Origin of the sequence: Agrobacterium sp. rho-13.3, from assembly GCF_033957765.2 — a bacterium.
Lineage (GTDB): Bacteria > Pseudomonadota > Alphaproteobacteria > Rhizobiales > Rhizobiaceae > Agrobacterium.
Window position 1 is genome coordinate 1727838 of sequence record NZ_CP192775.1, and the last position, 17870, is coordinate 1745707.

Below are 17870 nucleotides of genomic sequence, written 5' to 3' on the forward strand. Positions count from 1 at the left end.
GAAATCCGAAATTGAGAGGAGTTAAAGCGAAAATAAATCGAATGTCAAACGAATGTTAATCGGTTTACGCTCAAACCGCGTCAGCTTCGGTTTCGATCAGCCGCACATCGCTCTCGCGACAGATTGCACGCACGGACGGCGCTGTGCAGCGATCCGTAATGAAGGTGTGAACTTGCGAAAGATGGCCGATTCGCACCGGTGCTGTGCGGTCGAACTTGCTGGAATCCGACACCAGGATTACATGCCGTGCATTGGCGATGATGGCCTGTGCCACCTTCACTTCGCGCAAGTCATAATCCAGCAGCGCGCCGTCCTGGTCGATGGCCGATACGCCGATGACCGCATAATCCACCTTGAATTGCCGAATAAAATCGACCGCAGCTTCGCCCACAATGCCGCCATCGCTGCCGCGCACGACGCCGCCAGCTATCACCACTTCAATGGATGGGAATATGCGCAACCTATTGGCAACGTTGATATTATTTGTAATCACCATCAATTCGTGATGATTCATCAGCGCTTCGCCAACGGATTCGGTTGTGGTTCCGATGTTGATGAAAAGCGATGATTTGTTCGGAATAATCGCTGCTGCCGCCCGGCCTATCGCCTGTTTTTCACCGGCTGCGATAGAGCGCCGCGCCTCATACCGTACATTTTCAGTGCTGCTGGGAAAAATCGCGCCGCCATGAATGCGCGTCAAAGCCCGGCCTTCGCACAGTTCGTTCAGATCTTTTCTGATCGTCTGCGATGTCACTGAAAACCGTAACGCCAAATCTTCGACGATCACTTTGCCTTCGGATTTGGCCAGACCTATGATTTCCAGCTGGCGCGGTGTGAAAAACATGAGCTTTGAGCCTCATATGCTGTATAATCGGATAAAGGCGATGATGTTTGACTTTCGTTTCTATTTCATTTTGATAAAAAACGAAAGTGGTATTCCATGCTCTTCCGTGGCGAGTTTTCCACAGCAAGCACCCGACAGATTTCTAAATTGTCCGGCTGATAAATATTGGGGGGTGCGCCTGCGCTGATTATGTCCTTGTTTGCGGGCTCTCGACTTTTTTTGGGAGAATAAAAAAATGCTTTCGACAAAAACAACAACGCGCGCCGCAATCCTGCTAGGCTCGCTTCTGATTGGCGCCAGTTCAGCTCTTGCAGAAACCGTTCTGCATCGTGGCAATTCCGGGGAACCCCAAACTCTCGATCAGGCTCAGACTTCGATCAACATTGAAGCCTTCATTCTGAAAGACCTTTACGAAGGTCTCACCATTTATGACGCCGCAGGCAAAATCGTGCCTGGCGCTGCGGAAAGCTGGACCCTTTCGGATGACGGTACCGTATACACCTTCAAGCTTCGCGCTGATGCAAAGTGGTCGGATGGCACTCCTGTTACGGCTGAAGATTTCGTCTTCTCCTACCAGCGCGTAGAAGACCCCAAGACCGCTGCGAAATACGCAAACATTCTTTATCCCATCAAGAATGCCGAAAAGATCAACAAGGGCGAAGCCAAGCCTGAGGAACTCGGCGTAAAGGCAGTGGATGCCAAGACGCTGGAAATCACGCTTGAGCGCTCGACGCCTTTCTTCCTTGAACTTCTCGCGCACCAGACCGCGCTACCTGTCTCCAAGGCAAGCGTCACGAAGAACGGCACGGACTTCGTAAAGCCCGGCATCATGGTGTCGAACGGTGCCTACACACTTCAGGCACACGTTCCCAATGACAGCCTGACTGTCGTGAAGAATGCCAATTTCTGGGATGCCGCCAACACCAAGATCGATAAGGTCATTTTCTACCCGATCGACGATCAGGCCGCATCGGTTCGCCGTTTTGAAGCCAAGGAAATGGACCTCGCGTACAATTTCTCCGCTGACCAGCTGGCGCGTCTGCGCAAGTCCTACGGTGAACAGGTCCACGTGTCCCCAACACTTGCGACCTATTATTACACCTTCGACACCCGCGAAGCGCCCTATGATGACGTTCGCATTCGTCGCGCGCTTTCCATGGCCGTAGACCGTGATTTTCTTGCCAAGGAAATCTACAACGGATCGCAGGTTCCTGCTTACTCCATGGTGCCTCCGGGCATGGCGAATTACGGCGAGCCAGCCAAGGCTGATTTCGCCACGCTGTCGCAGCTGGACCGTGAAGACGAAGCCGCAAAGCTCGTCAAGGAAGCCGGTTATGGTGAAGGCGGCAAGCCGCTCAACATCGAAATCCGTTACAACACCAACCCGAACCACGAGCGCGTTGCCACTGCGATTGCCGATATGTGGAAGAACAGCCTCGGCGCCAAAGTGTCGCTGGTGAACCTCGACGTTGCCTCGCACTATGGCTACTTGCAGGAAGGCGGCAAGTTCAACGTTGCCCGCGCCGGTTGGGTTGCCGACTATGCGGATGCGGAGAATTTCCTCGCGCTCTCGCTGTCGTCCAACAAGACCTTCAACTACTCGAAATTCAACAATCCTGAATTCGATGCCCTGTTGAAGAAGTCTTACGACGAGAAGGACGAGGCTGCCCGCTCCAAGCTCTTGCACGACGCTGAAACGATCCTCATGAAAGAGCAGCCGGTTGCACCGCTTCTCACGCAGGCTGATCTGTGGCTGGTGTCTACGCGCGTCAAAGGCTGGGAAGACAATGCAGCCAATGAGCACCTCAGCCGCTTCCTGAGCGTTTCCGAATAAGCAGTGCTGGCACGGCGGCTCAAACCGCCGTGCCATGCCCGGAGCCTGAAAACATATGATCTCTTTTATCCTGCGCCGTTTGGCGAGCGCCGTGCCGACGTTGTTTATCGTCGTCACGATTTCGTTTTTCCTGATGCGTTTTGCACCGGGCGGTCCGTTCAATCTTGAACGGCCTCTGCCGCCGCAAACCATGGAAAATCTGATGAAAACCTATCATCTGAATGAACCATTGTGGCGCCAGTATTTCATCTATATCGGCAATGCCGTCACCGGCGATTTCGGACCCAGCTATATCTATAAGGACAACACCGTTGCCCAACTGATTGGCAAGGGACTGCCTTACTCGCTGGAACTTGGCTTCTATTCGCTGCTTCTGGCCTTGGTCGGTGGCATCACCGCTGGCACCTTTGCCGCGCTGAGACAAAATAGCGCCTTCGATTTTTCCATCATGTCGGTGTCCACTGTCGGCGTCACTGTGCCCAACTTCGTTGTGGCACCCGTCTTGACGCTGGTGTTCTCAATTATGCTCGGGCTTCTGCCCGCAGGAAGTTGGGGTGATGGGTCGTTGCGGTATCTCATCCTGCCGATGATTGCGCTGGCCTTGCCGCAGCTTGCGGTTATCGCCCGCCTGACACGTGGCTCCATGATCGAAGCCTTGCGCATGGATCATATTCGCACCGTCAAAGCCTATGGCCTTCCGGCCCGTAGCGTCGTGATCATTCACGCCATGCGCGCCGCCATGTTGCCGGTCGTGTCTTACCTTGCGCCGTGCGCTGCAGCGCTTCTCACTGGCTCCGCCGTGATCGAAACGATCTTCACCATTCCCGGTGTCGGTCGCTATTTCGTTCTGGGTGCCATCAATCGTGACTATACGCTGGTCATGGGAACCGTCGTTCTCATCGCCATTTTCGTCATTGTTTTCAATTTAGTGGTCGATATTCTTTACGGCCTGCTTGATCCGAGGGTCAGACATGACTGATATCCCCGGCACTATCGCCCCCCTGCCTTCGGTCAAAAGCCGCAGTCTTTTCCAACTTGCCACCATGCGGTTCCGGCGGAATCGCGCTGCCATGGCCGGTTCGGTCATGCTGGTGCTGATTACGCTGTTCTCGTTTCTGGGGCCGCATTTCCTCACCCACACCTATGATCAGGTGTTTTCGTCCTATGTTTCCGTGCCGCCAAGTCTGGATGCACGTCCGGATGTCGCCAACCTTCAGGGTGTGGTGGAGGACATCGCCGGCAGAGCCCGTGTGCAACTGAAGGAATTTGCCGTTGAAGGCCAGACCTTCACCGCAACCGTTACCTCCGCCACCGAGATCGATCCGCGCACGACCCGCTATTTCGACCGTGCCAACGAGTTCGAAAATACCAAAGTCGTCGCCACCGAAGACAATGGCCTGACCCTGAAAATTTCAGGCGATGTGAATCGTGAATACTTTTTCTTCGGCACGGACAGCAACGGGCGTGATCTTCTCGTTCGCGTCATGCTGGGCGGTCAAATCTCCATCGCTGTCGGCGTTCTTGCCAGCCTTGTGTCATTGGGCATTGGCGTCGTGTATGGCGCAACGGCGGGTTATATCGGCGGTCGCGTCGATAATACCATGATGCGGTTTGTGGAAATTCTCTATTCGCTGCCCTTCGTGTTCCTCGTTGTCGTGCTCGTGGTGTTCTTCGGGCGAAGTTTCATTCTCATCTTCCTCGTCATCGGCGCGGTGGAATGGCTGGATATGGCGCGCATCGTGCGTGGCCAGACTTTGGCGTTGAAGCGGCGTGAGTTCGTCGGGGCTGCACAGGCCTTGGGTTTGACGGATTGGCAGATCATTCGCCGTCACATCATTCCCAACACCATCGGCCCGGTCGTGGTGTTCGTCACCGTGGTGGTGCCGAAGGTGATCCTGTTGGAAAGCTTCCTGTCCTTCCTCGGCCTTGGTGTGCAAGCGCCGCTGACGAGCTGGGGCGCGTTGATTTCAGAAGGTGCGCAGAATATCCAGTCCGCTCCATGGCTGCTGATATTCCCGGCCACATTCTTCGTGCTGACCCTGTTTTCACTAAACTTTGTGGGCGACGGGTTGCGTGATGCACTCGATCCAAAGGATCGCTGACATGAATACGACATCTGAAACCATACTCACTGTCCGCGACCTCAAGGTCAATTTCACCACACCGGATGGCACGGTCAGTGCCGTCAAGGGCATCGATCTCGACGTGCGGCAGGGGGAAACCCTTGCCGTCGTCGGAGAATCCGGTTCCGGCAAAAGCCAGACCATGATGGGCATCATGGGTCTTCTAGCCGCCAATGGCCGTGTTCAGGGCTCAGCAAAATACCGGGGCCGCGAACTCATCGATCTTCCGGTCGATGAGCTGAACGGCATTCGCGGTGCGAAAATCACCATGATTTTCCAGGAGCCGATGACCTCGCTTGATCCGCTTTACAAAGTCGGCAAGCAGATTGCCGAACCCATTATCCACCACCGGGGATGCAGCCGAAGCGAAGCGCGCACCCGCGTTCTCGATTTGCTGAAACTCGTCGGGATTCCCGACCCTGATCGGCGCATCGATAGTTATCCGCATGAACTGTCCGGCGGTCAGCGCCAGCGTGTCATGATTGCCATGGCTCTCGCCAACGAGCCTGATCTTCTGATTGCCGATGAGCCGACAACGGCTCTTGATGTGACCATTCAGGCGCAAATCCTCGACCTGCTGAAATCGCTGCAACAGCGTTTCGGCATGGCTGTCGTCCTCATCACCCATGATCTGGGTGTTGTCCGGCATTTTGCGGATCGCGTCGCTGTCATGCGTCGCGGCGAGATCGTCGAAACCGGAACCACGGAAGATATCTTCGAGCGCCCGCAGGCGGACTACACAAAGATGCTTCTGGATGCCGAACCCAGCGGTCACAAGCCGCCGGTAGGGCCGGATGCTCCGCTTGTCCTTTCCGGTCAGAACGTCACCGTGGATTACGAAATCCCCGGTGGCCTCTTCACAAGAGCCACCGCATTCCGCGCCGTGGACAGTGTGACGGTCAATCTGCGGCAAGGCCAGACCATCGGCATCGTGGGTGAGTCCGGTTCGGGAAAATCCACGCTTGGGCGTGCCTTGTTGCGGTTGACGCCATCGACGGGACGGCTGTTCTTCGGCAAAAAGGAAATCTCCGGTCTGGACAGAAAAGCCATGCGGCCCATGCGCCGCCAGCTTCAGCTGGTGTTTCAGGATCCTTACGGTTCCCTCTCGCCACGCCAGACGGTGGGTGAGATCATCACCGAAGGTCTCTATGTGCATGAGCCTCAACTCAGCCGTGCCGAACGGGACAAGCGTGCCATCGAGGCGCTGACGGAGGTGGGTCTCGACCCTGCTGCCCGCAACCGTTATCCGCACGAATTTTCCGGCGGCCAGCGTCAGCGCATCGCGATTGCCCGAGCCATCATCCTCAAACCGGATGTGGTCATTCTCGATGAACCAACCTCTGCGCTCGACCGGTCTGTGCAGGGGCAGGTCATCGATCTGCTGCGTGATCTTCAGAAAGCGCACGGCCTGTCCTACATCTTCATCAGCCATGACCTTTCGGTCATCAAGGCGATTTCGGACTACGTGATCGTGATGAAGGACGGAAAGATCGTGGAGGAGGGCGAAACGGACGCCGTCTTCCACAACCCCACTGCCGCCTACACGAAGACCCTCATCGAGTCGGCGTTCACGGCAGACGTCGCTGCTTGAACCTTTCGCCCGGCCGTCATGGTCGGGCGTTTTTCTTTCCTGCTCACAAAACGGAACAAGCAACGCAAATTCGCGTTATAGGCCCGTGAACATTGTCGGGTGCCGCAAAAAGGCACCGAGGAGGAAATATGCTCAAGGTGATCCAAATTGCCGGTCTTGCCGCCACGATGGCGGTTTCAGGTTTTGCTATGACTGGTTCTGCCAGTGCGCAGGACGTAGAACTACGCGTTGGGCGCGATGGTATCCGCCCGGTCATTCGTGATCGTGACCGTGATATGGACCGCCGTGGCCCTCCGATGCGGGGATGCAGTGAGCGCGAAGCCCGATCCGCAGCGCGTCAATCCGGTCTTCGCGATCCGGAAATCGTCCGCTCTACACCTCGACGCATCGTCGTGCAGGGCTACACCCGCCGCGGCTCTGATACGATTACCTTCGCAAACGAACGCGGTTGCCCGGAAATCTGATCATTCAGATCATTCCCAGCGAAATTTTTTTGACCTGTTGAAGCCCGCTTTTCGCGGGCTTTTTCCTGTGCCCAATGACCCATCACAATTTGCATTAGTAATTTCTAAATTGAACTGTACTAATAAACTAAGCCAGTTGCTCATCATTGGGAGTATAGTCGCCGTGTTCGCTGTACTGGAGTGTGTTGCTGTACAACATGATCGACGGATCGTTATTCTTGCGGCTTTGATCGCACTACTCGGAATGCTGTCCTTCTATCATCTCCTGCTTCGGGCAGATGAAAGTCCGCTGAAGCGCAGACCCACATGGGTGCTGGTTGCTGCCTTTGCGTCGGGCCTCAGCGTCTGGGCAACGCATTTCATTGCCATGCTGGCCTATCAGGGAAGCGTCCCCATCGGCTTTGATTTTCCGTTCACGGGGTTATCTGCGGTCGTTGCGGTCCTCGGCTTTTGGGTCAGCCTTCAGTTTTTGTGGGATAAAAAAGCTGCGGCAGTCCTTTCCGGCGTCACCATTACCCTGACTGTCGGCGCCATGCATTTCATCGGTATGACAGGAATGCAGGTCGCCGCCCGTATTGATTACCACATCACACCCATCCTGGTCGGCACGGCTGTCGCCGCTGTGCTTTTCACGCTCTCCTTCGTAGCGTTCAAGCACCTGCGCGGCTGGCAACAGGTCGTGGTGTCCGCCAGCGCATCCATCCTCGGCATCTTGGCGCTGCATTTCACCGCCATGTCCTCGACAATTCTCATCCCCGATCCGACCATGCACGGACCCGATATCGATGGGTTTGATCGTCTGGTGCTGATGGCGGCCATCAGCGGCGTTACTTTCGTCGTGCTGGCCATCACCGGCGCTGCCGCCCTGATAGACCGCTACCTCGTGGACCTGAAAGGCCTTGTCGGCGCAACGCTGGATGGTATGGCGGTGGTGCGGGAAGGCCGCATCGTTGAGGTCAACGCGCGTTTCGCACAGCTTTTCGATGCCAGCGAAGCGTCCCTCATTGGTGAAAATGCCGATGACCTGATGCACGCCGATGATGGTATACCCGCACATGTTGCCCGTGCCGTTGGTGTGGAAGCCGTTCCGAACCGGGGCGATAGATCCCGCACATTCGAACTTGCGGTCCGGACAATCGAATATCGCGGACGTCCTTGCGAAGTCATGGCTGTTCGTGATTTGACCGAGAAGCGCAGGGCGCAGCGCGAGGTCGAATATCTGGCCCGCCACGATGTTCTCACCGGCCTTGCCAACCGCACGCTGTTTCAGGAGCGGCTGAAAAATCACATCACCATTGCCCAAAACGATGATCAGTTTGCGCTTCTGGCGCTCGATCTCGACAGGTTCAAAGCGGTCAACGACCTGTTCGGCCATGCGGAAGGGGACCGTGTTCTGAGAGCCGTTGCCAGAATATTGCAGCGCGCCTCACGCGAAGGCGACCTTGTGGGAAGACTGGGCGGGGATGAATTCGTCATCCTCACCGCTTTCGGAACGACAAGCGATGAAGCCCGCACCCTTGGCGAACACATCCTGTCCACCTTCCGGCGCGAGATGGATTACGTCAGCGATCCAACAGCCGTCGGCGTCACAATCGGCATCGCAACGTTCCCAGCCAATGGCGATGACAGCGAAACCCTGATGCACGCTGCTGATATGGCCCTTTACCGCGCCAAGATTAATGGCCGTGGCATCGTTGCCTTCTATGATGCTGCGATGGACCTCGAAACGCGAGAACGTCGCCGGCTGGAATCCGATCTGCGCCAGGCCATCAGCCGCAACGAGCTTGAGCTTCTTTATCAACCCGTGCATTCCGTGGAAAACGGCGAAGTCGCCGGTTACGAAGCGCTTGTGCGCTGGCAACACCCCACACGCGGCATGGTCCCGCCAGATGTCTTTATCCCCATTGCGGAAGAAAGCGGCATCATCATCACCCTGGGTGAGTGGATATTGCATGAAGCGTGCTCCACAGCAGTGGGTTGGCCGCCGCATATAAAAGTCGCGGTCAACGTGTCACCCGTTCAATTCTCGCTGGCCAATCTCGCCTATACGATTTGCAACACGCTGGAAAAAACCGGCCTCGCACCCTCGCGCCTCGAACTCGAAATGACAGAGGCCGCGCTGCTGAAAGACAGGGCCGTCACGCTTGCCACCATGCGGCAATTGAAGGAACTCGGCATCACCATCGTCATGGATGATTTCGGCACCGGATATTCCTCGCTCAGCAACCTGCGCAGCTTTCCGTTCGATAAAATCAAGATCGACCGCAGCTTCATCGCCGCCATGAAACAGGACGAAAACGCCCACGCCATCGTCCGCGCCATCATCGGCCTCGGCCGCAGCCTCGACCTGCCGGTGACAGCAGAAGGCATCGAAACCGATAGCCAATACCGCATGGTTGTGGATGAGGGCTGCGCGCAAGCGCAGGGCTATCTGTTCGGCAAACCGGGCAAGGTGCCTGCACGCAGCCGCAGAGCGGACAAGGCCGTTTTGAGTTAAGGTCAAAGCGTGCCGGTGCGCGCGTCATATTTCTGGCGCGCATCCACAATCGCGCGGTGGTTCGTATCGGCCCACCCCACCAGGGTTTTCAAAGGCGCAAGAAAAGAGCGGCCCAACTCCGTCAGCTCATAATCCACGCGGGGCGGCACCTGCGGATAAACAGTGCGGTTCACATAACCATCCTGTTCCAGTTGCCTCAGCGTTTTGGAAAGCATCTGTTTGGATATGTCGCCAATCTCATGCAGCAACTGATTAAACCGCTTGGTTTCCGCTTCAAGCGATTCCAGAACCAGCAGGCTCCATTGATCGCCAATGCGGTCCAGAACGTCCCGAATAGGGCACGGCTGCTCGAAGGAGAACGTATCGTCTTTTTCTGATTTACCTGTCATTTCAGTTCCTTATGCCCGTGGGTCAGCGCTGAATGACCTTGTCAGGGAAAGATGACTTCTTGTGTGGCCCCACCGATTATCATAGCTTTGCCTCAAGGTCTATATTTTAGACTTTGGCGAGATGGTTTCATCCGCACACACTCGGCAATCAGAATAAAAGAGGAAACCCATGTTTACGAGACGCGATGCCCTGAAGCTTTCTGCGGCTGCAACCACACTTACGGTCCTACCGCTGTCTGCCATCCACGCCGCTGACGGCGCGTTGAACTGGAAAGTGTTTCAGGCCGATGAAGCCGGTTTTCGCCGTACACCTGTGCTTTTGACGGGCAAAAAAGAAGCCATTCTTTTGGATGGCGGTTTCACATTGTCGGACGGTCGCGCAGTGGCCGGTGCCATCAAGGCGACAGGAAAAGAACTGACAACCGTTTACATTAGCTGCAACGACCCGGATTACTATTTCAGCCTGCGCCCAATTGCCGATGCTTTTCCAAAAGCCAAAATCATCGCAAACCCGGCCACAGTTGAAGCAATCAAAGCCAACGTTCAGGGCAAGCTGGACGTCTGGGGTCCGCAACTTAAAGAAAACGGCCCGCAAAAGCTCGCCGACGTCGTCATCCCGACGGCATTCGATGTCACCAAGCTGGAGATCGAAGGCACAAGCATCGAAATCGTTGACGTGACCACCATGCACGATCGCCGTTACCTTTGGGTGCCATCATTGGAAGCCGTCTTCGGCGGCGTCCTCGTTTCGTCCGGCATCCACGTTTGGGTGGCAGACGAAGGCACCGCTGAAAAGCGTGCAGCATGGGTTAAAGCGCTAGAAAGCCTGATCGCCCGCAATCCCAAAATCGTCATTCCGGGCCACCAGTCAGAAGATGCCCCACAGGGCATCGAAGCCGTGAAATTCACTCGCGATTACCTCCTCGCCTTCGAAGAGGAAGTCGAAAAAGGCAAAGACAGCGCAGCAGTCATCGTAGCTATGAAAAAGCGCTACCCGGACCTCAAGGACGCAAGCTCACTCGAACTCGGTGCCAAAGTCGCAAAGGGCGAGATGAAGTGGGGGTGATGGCTTTACGTTCATGATTGAGGACTGTGCGTGGTAAGCTGATCAATCGGCTTCAATCAATGTTGGACCGTCTCGCAAGAGACGGTCTCGATTGTTTTAATTGTACCTCGGCATTTATATCGACTTTAACGCCACACGCTGTTCGAGCTTTGTGGCATCTTCTTTCCGCTCACTGTAGCGGTCTGTGAGATAGTCAGACGCATCGCGGGTGAGGAGTGTGAACTTTACCAGTTCCTCGCAAACATCCACGACACGGTCATAGAATGGCGACGGCCTCATTCTGCCATCGGCATCGAACTCTTGAAATGCCTTAGATACCGACGATTGGTTTGGAATCGTGATCATCCTCATCCATCGTCCAAGAATACGCATTTGGTTGACCGCGTTGAAAGACTGGCTGCCGCCGGACACTTCCATGACTGCGAGCGTCTTACCTTGCGTTGGGCGCACGGATCCGATGGAAAGGGGTATCCAGTCTATTTGTGCTTTCATAATGCCGGTCATGCCGCCGTGACGCTCTGGGCTTACCCATACTTGGCCTTCTGACCATTCTGAGAGATCACGCAATTCCCTCACTTTTGGATGGCTTGGCGGGGCTTCATCCGGAAGTGGCAATCCACTCGGATCGAACATACGAACCTCACATCCGAAATGTTCCAACAGCCGTTTTGCCTCGCACGCAAGCAGGCGACTATACGAGATATCGCGGAGCGATCCATACAAGATCAGGATGCGCGGCTTGTGTGTCGAAGGAACGGGACGCAGTGACTGGACGTCTGGTACTCGAAGATGTTCGAAATCGGCGGCGAGCAAATCAGACAACGCGCTTGCCCTCCGCATCAAGAACGCGTTCGCCATCTTCTTTCGTAAACGCACCGTTGTGGGTATCAGGCAGGATGTCGAGCACGGCTTCGGAAGGGCGGCAGAGGCGTGTTCCCAATGGAGTTATGACGAAGGGGCGGTTGATCAGGATGGGGTTTTTCAGCATTGCGTCAACAAGCTGGTCGTCTGTCAGCGTCAGATTTTCCAGACCAAGTTCTGCATAAGGTGTGCCTTTTTCGCGAATGGCGCCACGGACCGTTAGACCTGCATCTGAAATCGTCTTGAGGAGTGTTTCACGAGATGGCGGGTTCTTTAGGTATTCAATTATGCCCGGCTCAATGCCAGCGTGGCGGATGATTTCCAGCGCGTTACGTGACGTACCGCACTGCGGATTGTGATAGATGATGACGTCCATGGTCATGCCCTTTCGGTGAGTATGGTTTTGGAAGCGGTGCTTTTGGCCACGGCGGGACTGCTTTCATACCAGCCCTTCGAGCGGTTCACGATCCAGACGACCGACAGCATCACCGGAACTTCTATGAGAACGCCGACGACGGTGGCTAGCGCAGCACCTGACTTGAAGCCGAATAAACTGATCGCTGCTGCGACGGCCAGCTCGAAGAAATTCGAGGCTCCGATAAGCGCCGATGGTCCTGCAACACAGTGCTGCTCACCAGACATGCGATTGAGAAGATAGGCCAACCCCGAATTGAAATAGACTTGAATCAGGATCGGTATTGCCAACAAAGCAATGATCGTAGGCTGGGCTATGATTTGCTCACCCTGAAAGCCAAACAGCAGGATCAGTGTCACCAAAAGCGCGAACAGGGACAGCGGCTGGAGTTTGACAAGCAGATTTTCCATGGCTGCCGCATTTAAGGTACGACGTACTATTTGAGCAATCAGGACCGGTATCAAGATATACAGCGCAACCGAGATGATCAGCGTGTTCCATGGGACTGTAATCGCGGATAATCCCAGCAGCAGTCCTACGATGGGTGCGAAGGCAATGATCATAATTGCGTCGTTCAGGGCCACCTGTGACAGCGTGAAGTGTGGTTCACCCTTTGTCAGATTGCTCCAGACAAAAACCATTGCTGTGCAAGGTGCCGCCGCGAGGATGATCAAGCCTGCTATATAGGAATCGATCTGTTCGGCAGGTAAGTAGGGCCGGAAAAGCCAGCCGATGAACAGCCAACCGAGTAATGCCATTGAGAAGGGTTTGACCGCCCAGTTGATAAACAGCGTCACTCCGATCCCGCGCCAATATCGACCCACTTTCGACAGCGAACCGAAATCGATCTTCAGTAGCATTGGGATAACCATCAACCAGATCAGCACCGCGATTGGGATGTTGACCTTTGCGATCTCGGCTGTGCCGATTGCGTGAAAAACGCTTGGCATCATATGGCCAAAGGCAATCCCGATGATGATGCACAGGAAAACCCAGGCCGTTAAATAACGTTCGAATGTCGACATCAGCCGAAAGCCTTGATGAGAGATCGAGCGGGATCGCTCGCGCAGATGAACGGCGCGACGTGCGTGGGTTTGGTCATGTTGGTTGTCCGTTGTTAGTTTGACCTGCGAAGGTTGGCGTCTGATTCAGCAATGAGTAGGAGCGCGAGTTCTGTCATGAGGGCAACGGTTCTGGCGCACAGCATGGGTTCAAGCTAGCGATGAGTGGAGCACACAGTTCGGCACGTCCACCGCAGCAGTCTTGAATCAGGAAAAGGGTCAGTTCACGAAATACGTCAAGGTCGGCACGGTAGATGATAGATCGACTTTGACGTTCGCTTTTAACTAAGCCCGCCCGTGCCAACGTCGAGAGATGAGCCGACATTGTATTCTGGGGAACTTCAAGCACGCGGGCCAACTCACCCGCAGGAATTCCAGTGGGCTCATGTTTAACCAGCAATCGAAACGTTTCTAACCTGGTTGGTTGAGCAAGAGCGGCAAGAGCCAGAATAGCAGCATTGTTTTCCATATATCCAGATTAATGGATTTGTTGGCGATGTCAATGTTCCCGCCTCTAAGGCCAGGTACCATTTGTGTTGGTCTTCAGCACGAAGGTCCAGATGGTAGCCGGCGTTCTCGGCAATCATCGTGATGAAGCAGTCATTGCGGCTGCGCGGGCGACCGACGGAGATGACATGATTGTTAAGCTTGACGACGGCTACGAGACCTAAGTGGGCGACGACGGACTGAACCTGTCGGCAGGGCAGCGTCAGAGAGTTGTTCTCGCTCGAGTTCTCTACGGCAATCCATTTTTCCTCGTCTGCGACGAACCCGATTCCAATCTGGATGCGGGCGACAAGGCGTTGGCGGACGCTATCGGGGCCGTCAAACGCCGGGGTGGCATCGTTATCGTCGTCGCACATAGGACAAGTGTGTTGGCCCAGCCTCCTATTCGTGCGCACTTGAAATATATTTCATCATTTGAATTATATTGACACGTAACGCCTGTTGCGCTTATCTGCCTCTACCGGACTTCGAGGAGGAACTCCGGTCTTCATGGGATCATCGGCCGCTACTTAGGCGCCGCCGGGTATTTGGAAGGGGCTTAGGCCTCGGGGGAGGAATCTTGCGCAAATTTCTAGGCACGACCGCTTTGGCGGTCCTTGCGTCCACACTTTTCGCCGGCGCTGCGAGCGCCGAAACGGAAAATCCGTTCCGCTGCAAGCCGGGTGAAAAATATGTCATGAACGTCATGGTCTCGGGCGTTGAATATTGGTTCCCGGTCTATGAAATGTTCAAGCAGGCAGGCCAGCAGCTTGGTTGCGAGACTGCTTATACTGGAACGCCGGAATATGACGTCAACAAGCAGATCGCCAGCTTTGATCAGGTATTGGCCCAGAACCCGGCCGGTATCCTCGTTCACCCGATGAACTCCGATCCGTTCATCGAGCCGATCAACCGGGCGATCGACCAGGGTACGGCCGTCGTGACCTTCGCAGCCGATGCGCCGCTCTCCAAGCGCATCTCGTTCATCACTTCGGACAATACCCGCGAAGGCACCTATGCTGCTGACGCGATTGCCGAGAAGATGGGTGGCAAGGGCGAATACGCCGTTCTGGAAAACCCAGGCCAAGACAACCACGACAAGCGCATCGCGGCATTCATCGCCCGCATGACTGAAAAGTATCCGAACATGAAGCTGGTCGGCCGTGCGGCCTCCAACCAGGATCCGACCAAGGCCTATCAGGCGCTTTCGAGCCTCGTCCAAGCCAATCCGAACCTCGGTGCCGTGTTCATGCCGGAAGCCAACTCGGCCATTGGCGCATCGCAGGCCAACAAGGAAAACGGCGGCAAGATCCTCGTCATGTGCGCCGACGTCAACGCCAACATTCTCGACATGATTAAGGCAGGCGAAGTGTTCGGCTCGATCAACCCGAACCAGGGCATGCAGGGTTACATGGGCTTCATGCTGCTGTGGCTTGCCAAGCATCCGGAACTCATCGATCCGATGAACGACGCCAAGCGCGCCAGCTTCAATCCGATGAGCATTCCGTTCGTCGACAACGGCCTGTCGATCGTCACGGCTGACAATGCGGACGACTTCTACTGGGACAAGTATCTGAAGCGGCGGGGCACGAAGGGCATCGAGGAGTAAGCTTTTCGTGCCGGCTGTCTGGAGTATGATGTTCCGGACAGCCACCGCAAGCGTTAGGAAGGAGACAATCATGACGTCGGTGCCGGTCTTGGAAATCCGCAATCTCAGCAAGCACTTCGGTGCCGTGAAGGCTTTGACGGATGTGAGCTTCAGCCTGAAAAAAGGCGAGGTTCATGCGCTTTGCGGAGAAAACGGCGCAGGCAAGTCGACGCTGATGAATATCATTGCCGGCGTGCTGCAACCGACCGAAGGCGAAGTCCTCGTCGATGGCGCGCCTGTAAAGGTGACGTCGCCCGCCATGGCGCAATCGCTCGGGCTTGGGCTCGTGCACCAGGAAATCGCCCTCTGCCCCGATGCGACGGTGGCCGAGAATATGTTCATGGCCGCCACCAACCGCCGCCGCTCGCCTTTCATGAACTATGGCAGGCTGGAGCGGGACGCGCAGGCGGTGATGAACCGGCTGGCACCGATCGACGTGCGCCGGAAGGTCGGAGAATTGCCAATCTCCAGCCAACAACTGGTTGAGATCGCCAAGGCGCTGACGCTCGATTGCCGCGTGCTGATCTTCGACGAGCCGACCGCGGCGCTGACGGAATCCGAAACGCAGGTGCTGTTTGGGATCATCCGCGATCTAAGGGCGCAGGGCATTTCGATCATCTATATCAGCCATCGCATGGCCGAAATTTTCAGCCTCTGCGACCGGGTAACCGTATTTCGCGATGGCCGCTATGTCTCGACGGAGAATGTCGCCGATCTGACACCGGACGACATCGTACGCCGCATGGTCGGGCGCGAGATCACCCAGCTCTATCCGGAAAAGCAGCCGCTGACGGAACGGACGGAAGAGACCATTTTGAGCGTCCGCAATCTTGGTGATGGCGATCGCTTCAGCAATGTCAGTTTAGAGTTGCGCCAAGGCGAAATTCTTGGCGTCGGCGGGCTGATCGGTTCGGGCCGCACGGAGATTGCCGAGGGCATCTGTGGATTGCGTCCCGTGAGCGAGGGCGAGGTGCAGCTGCATGGACAGCGGCTTCGGGCGCGGTCTTATGCGCAGGCCGTCAAGGCCGGTGTTGTCTATCTTTCGGAGGACCGCAAGGGGTCCGGTGTATTTCTTGAACTGTCGATCGCCCAGAACATTGCCGTTCTCGATCTGAAATCACTGACCGGGCCATTGGGCCTGTTGAATTCCAAGGCGGAGGCGGATCGTGCCCTAGATTTGACAAAGCGGCTTGGTGTGCGGATGGGCGGCATCGACGTGCCGGTCTCGTCACTCTCAGGCGGCAACCAGCAGAAAGTCGCGATTGCCAAGCAGCTGGCGGTCAATCCCAAGGTTATCCTGATGGACGAGCCGACGCGGGGTATCGATGTCGGCGCCAAATCGGAAATCCACCGGCTGTTGCGCGATCTCGCGCGCTCCGGCATCGGCATCGTCGTCATTTCGTCGGAACTGCCGGAACTGCTGGGTCTGTGCGATCGTGTACTGGTGATCCGCGAAGGTAGGGTTGCGGGCGAGGTCGAGGGCGAGACAATGACGGAAGAGGCGATCATGCGTCTCGCCTCCGGTGTCGGCATTCACAACAATTCAAAGGCATCAGAGCATGCCGCGTAAAGAACAAGCAGGGGCAGGAGAGAAGGTCATGGCGGACGCTACACTGGCAACGGCACATCAGGCACGCGCGCCCGGCTGGAAACGGCTGGGGACGATGCGGGAGGCGGGACTGATCGCAATCATCCTGGCGCTCTGCATCGCCATGAGCCTTGCCTCGCCGTACTTCCTGACGCTCGGCAACTTCCGGGCAATGCTGATGTCGTTCTCGGTGGAAGGGATCGTCGTCGTCGGCATGACCATTCTGCTGATCGTCGGCGGCATCGACCTGTCGGTCGGCTCGGTCGTCTGTTTTTCGATGGTGCTCTCCGGCTCGCTGTTTCTGATGGGGCTCGATCCCTGGAGCGCATCTCTGATCGGCATCATTGCCAGCGGCCTGATCGGCTGCGTCATGGGCTTCTTCGTCACGGTGGTGGGCTTGAACCACTTTATCACGTCACTGGCTGCCATGGTGATCGTGCGTGGTCTCTGCCTGATTATCACCAAGGGCACGCCCCTGTCGCTGTTTACGTTGCCGCCGTCGTTCAAGGCGGTCGGGCAGGGCACGTTCTACGGTGTTCCCTATGTGATCCTGATTTTCGTCGCCATCGTCGTGCTGTTCGATTTCCTGCTGCGCCGGGCGACGGCTTTCCGCAAGGTGTTCTACACCGGCAGCAATGAAAAGGCAGCGCTCTATTCCGGCATCAAGACAAACCAGGTGAAATTTTGGGTGACGGTCCTCTGCGCAACGCTGTCCGGCGTTGCCGGCGTCATCTACATGTCCCGCTTCGGTGCCGCGACGCCGACCTTCGGTGTTGGCATGGAACTCAACATCATCGCAGCGGCTGTGATCGGCGGCGCGTCGCTGAATGGTGGCTCGGGTACGATCCTCGGCGCGATCCTTGGCATCGCTTTACTCTCGGTGGTGACAAGCTCGCTGATCCTGCTTGATGTCTCAGTCTATTGGCAGGATATGATCAAAGGTTGCATTCTGCTCGCCGCCGTCTCGATCGACCATTTCCTGCATAAACGGAAGGCCGCCTGA

17 protein-coding genes are annotated in these 17870 nt (G+C 56.0%); 11 read left to right on the forward strand and 6 right to left on the reverse strand.

The window, feature by feature from the left end; genetic code table 11:
* Window positions 1–70: 70 nt before the first annotated feature.
* On the reverse strand, window positions 71–844 hold the full coding sequence (locus RMR16_RS22650) for a DeoR/GlpR family DNA-binding transcription regulator (RefSeq protein ID WP_320197865.1): 774 nt from the start codon (window positions 842–844) through the stop codon (window positions 71–73).
* 235 nt (window positions 845–1079) lie between these two features.
* Here RMR16_RS22650 and RMR16_RS22655 point away from each other — a divergent pair, with 235 nt between their 5' ends.
* From RMR16_RS22655 to RMR16_RS22680, 6 genes are all read left to right on the forward strand, one after another.
* Entirely contained in the window at window positions 1080–2678 is a 1599-nt protein-coding gene (locus tag RMR16_RS22655; RefSeq protein WP_320197866.1) for a peptide ABC transporter substrate-binding protein, read from the forward strand.
* A 55-nt stretch (window positions 2679–2733) separates the two neighbouring features.
* Window positions 2734–3657, forward strand: a complete 924-nt coding sequence (gene oppB, locus RMR16_RS22660; RefSeq protein WP_320197867.1) for an oligopeptide ABC transporter permease OppB — start codon at window positions 2734–2736, stop codon at window positions 3655–3657.
* Window positions 3650–4780: an ABC transporter permease gene (locus tag RMR16_RS22665; protein ID WP_320197868.1), complete on the forward strand. Its 1131-nt coding sequence runs from the start codon at window positions 3650–3652 to the stop codon at window positions 4778–4780. Before oppB ends, RMR16_RS22665 begins: the two co-directional genes overlap by 8 nt.
* Before the next feature lies 1 nt (window position 4781).
* Complete coding sequence (locus tag RMR16_RS22670) at window positions 4782–6392, forward strand: ABC transporter ATP-binding protein (protein WP_320197869.1); 1611 nt, start codon at window positions 4782–4784, stop codon at window positions 6390–6392.
* Between the two features lie 128 nt (window positions 6393–6520).
* Window positions 6521–6856 (forward strand): hypothetical protein, encoded by a 336-nt coding sequence (locus tag RMR16_RS22675; protein ID WP_320197870.1) that lies wholly within the window; start codon window positions 6521–6523, stop codon window positions 6854–6856.
* A 163-nt stretch (window positions 6857–7019) separates the two neighbouring features.
* Window positions 7020–9353 (forward strand): bifunctional diguanylate cyclase/phosphodiesterase, encoded by a 2334-nt coding sequence (locus tag RMR16_RS22680; RefSeq protein ID WP_320197871.1) that lies wholly within the window; start codon window positions 7020–7022, stop codon window positions 9351–9353.
* 2 nt (window positions 9354–9355) lie between these two features.
* Here the strand turns inward: RMR16_RS22680 and RMR16_RS22685 are convergent, their stop codons facing one another.
* A complete protein-coding gene (locus tag RMR16_RS22685; protein ID WP_320197872.1) occupies window positions 9356–9742 on the reverse strand; it encodes a winged helix-turn-helix transcriptional regulator in 387 nt (128 codons plus the stop codon).
* A gap of 169 nt (window positions 9743–9911) precedes the next feature.
* Here RMR16_RS22685 and RMR16_RS22690 point away from each other — a divergent pair, with 169 nt between their 5' ends.
* The gene (locus tag RMR16_RS22690; protein ID WP_320197873.1) at window positions 9912–10808 is read left to right on the forward strand and encodes an MBL fold metallo-hydrolase; all 897 of its coding nucleotides are present in this window, start codon (window positions 9912–9914) and stop codon (window positions 10806–10808) included.
* Window positions 10809–10922: 114 nt separating this feature from the next.
* On the opposite strand, the gene arsH is transcribed toward RMR16_RS22690, so the two are convergent.
* The 4 genes from arsH to RMR16_RS22710 all read right to left on the reverse strand — a co-directional run bounded on the left by arsH (window position 10923) and on the right by RMR16_RS22710 (window position 13614).
* The gene (gene arsH / locus RMR16_RS22695; protein ID WP_320198009.1) at window positions 10923–11648 is read right to left on the reverse strand and encodes an arsenical resistance protein ArsH; all 726 of its coding nucleotides are present in this window, start codon (window positions 11646–11648) and stop codon (window positions 10923–10925) included.
* Window positions 11623–12051: an arsenate reductase (glutaredoxin) gene (gene arsC, locus RMR16_RS22700; RefSeq protein WP_320197874.1), complete on the reverse strand. Its 429-nt coding sequence runs from the start codon at window positions 12049–12051 to the stop codon at window positions 11623–11625. Before arsC ends, arsH begins: the two co-directional genes overlap by 26 nt.
* Window positions 12048–13109 carry an ACR3 family arsenite efflux transporter gene (gene arsB / locus RMR16_RS22705; RefSeq protein ID WP_320197875.1) on the reverse strand — a complete coding sequence of 354 codons (1062 nt, stop codon included), beginning with the start codon at window positions 13107–13109 and terminating at the stop codon, window positions 12048–12050. Before arsB ends, arsC begins: the two co-directional genes overlap by 4 nt.
* A 151-nt stretch (window positions 13110–13260) precedes the next feature.
* On the reverse strand, window positions 13261–13614 hold the full coding sequence (locus tag RMR16_RS22710; RefSeq protein ID WP_320197876.1) for an ArsR/SmtB family transcription factor: 354 nt from the start codon (window positions 13612–13614) through the stop codon (window positions 13261–13263).
* Window positions 13615–13816: 202 nt separating this feature from the next.
* On the opposite strand from RMR16_RS22710, the gene RMR16_RS22715 reads away from it, so the two are divergent.
* The 4 genes from RMR16_RS22715 (at window position 13817) to RMR16_RS22730 (ending at window position 17870) form a co-directional block, all read left to right on the forward strand.
* Entirely contained in the window at window positions 13817–14080 is a 264-nt protein-coding gene (locus RMR16_RS22715; RefSeq protein WP_413785930.1) for an ATP-binding cassette domain-containing protein, read from the forward strand.
* Between the two features lie 131 nt (window positions 14081–14211).
* The gene (locus tag RMR16_RS22720; protein ID WP_320197877.1) at window positions 14212–15240 is read left to right on the forward strand and encodes a substrate-binding domain-containing protein; all 1029 of its coding nucleotides are present in this window, start codon (window positions 14212–14214) and stop codon (window positions 15238–15240) included.
* A gap of 70 nt (window positions 15241–15310) precedes the next feature.
* On the forward strand, window positions 15311–16849 hold the full coding sequence (locus RMR16_RS22725) for a sugar ABC transporter ATP-binding protein (protein WP_320197878.1): 1539 nt from the start codon (window positions 15311–15313) through the stop codon (window positions 16847–16849).
* 28 nt (window positions 16850–16877) lie between these two features.
* The gene (locus tag RMR16_RS22730; protein ID WP_320198010.1) at window positions 16878–17870 is read left to right on the forward strand and encodes an ABC transporter permease; all 993 of its coding nucleotides are present in this window, start codon (window positions 16878–16880) and stop codon (window positions 17868–17870) included.

Coding starts and splice junctions, on each gene's coding strand:
- RMR16_RS22650 (WP_320197865.1), bottom strand. CDS start 844: ATGTTTTTCACACCGCGCCAGCTGGAAATCATAGGTCTGGCCAAATCC.
- RMR16_RS22655 (WP_320197866.1), top strand. CDS start 1,080: ATGCTTTCGACAAAAACAACAACGCGCGCCGCAATCCTGCTAGGCTCG.
- oppB (WP_320197867.1), top strand. CDS start 2,734: ATGATCTCTTTTATCCTGCGCCGTTTGGCGAGCGCCGTGCCGACGTTG.
- RMR16_RS22665 (WP_320197868.1), top strand. CDS start 3,650: ATGACTGATATCCCCGGCACTATCGCCCCCCTGCCTTCGGTCAAAAGC.
- RMR16_RS22670 (WP_320197869.1), top strand. CDS start 4,782: ATGAATACGACATCTGAAACCATACTCACTGTCCGCGACCTCAAGGTC.
- RMR16_RS22675 (WP_320197870.1), top strand. CDS start 6,521: ATGCTCAAGGTGATCCAAATTGCCGGTCTTGCCGCCACGATGGCGGTT.
- RMR16_RS22685 (WP_320197872.1), bottom strand. CDS start 9,742: ATGACAGGTAAATCAGAAAAAGACGATACGTTCTCCTTCGAGCAGCCG.
- RMR16_RS22690 (WP_320197873.1), top strand. CDS start 9,912: ATGTTTACGAGACGCGATGCCCTGAAGCTTTCTGCGGCTGCAACCACA.
- arsH (WP_320198009.1), bottom strand. CDS start 11,648: ATGCGGAGGGCAAGCGCGTTGTCTGATTTGCTCGCCGCCGATTTCGAA.
- arsC (WP_320197874.1), bottom strand. CDS start 12,051: ATGACCATGGACGTCATCATCTATCACAATCCGCAGTGCGGTACGTCA.
- arsB (WP_320197875.1), bottom strand. CDS start 13,109: ATGTCGACATTCGAACGTTATTTAACGGCCTGGGTTTTCCTGTGCATC.
- RMR16_RS22710 (WP_320197876.1), bottom strand. CDS start 13,614: ATGGAAAACAATGCTGCTATTCTGGCTCTTGCCGCTCTTGCTCAACCA.
- RMR16_RS22725 (WP_320197878.1), top strand. CDS start 15,311: ATGACGTCGGTGCCGGTCTTGGAAATCCGCAATCTCAGCAAGCACTTC.
- RMR16_RS22730 (WP_320198010.1), top strand. CDS start 16,878: ATGGCGGACGCTACACTGGCAACGGCACATCAGGCACGCGCGCCCGGC.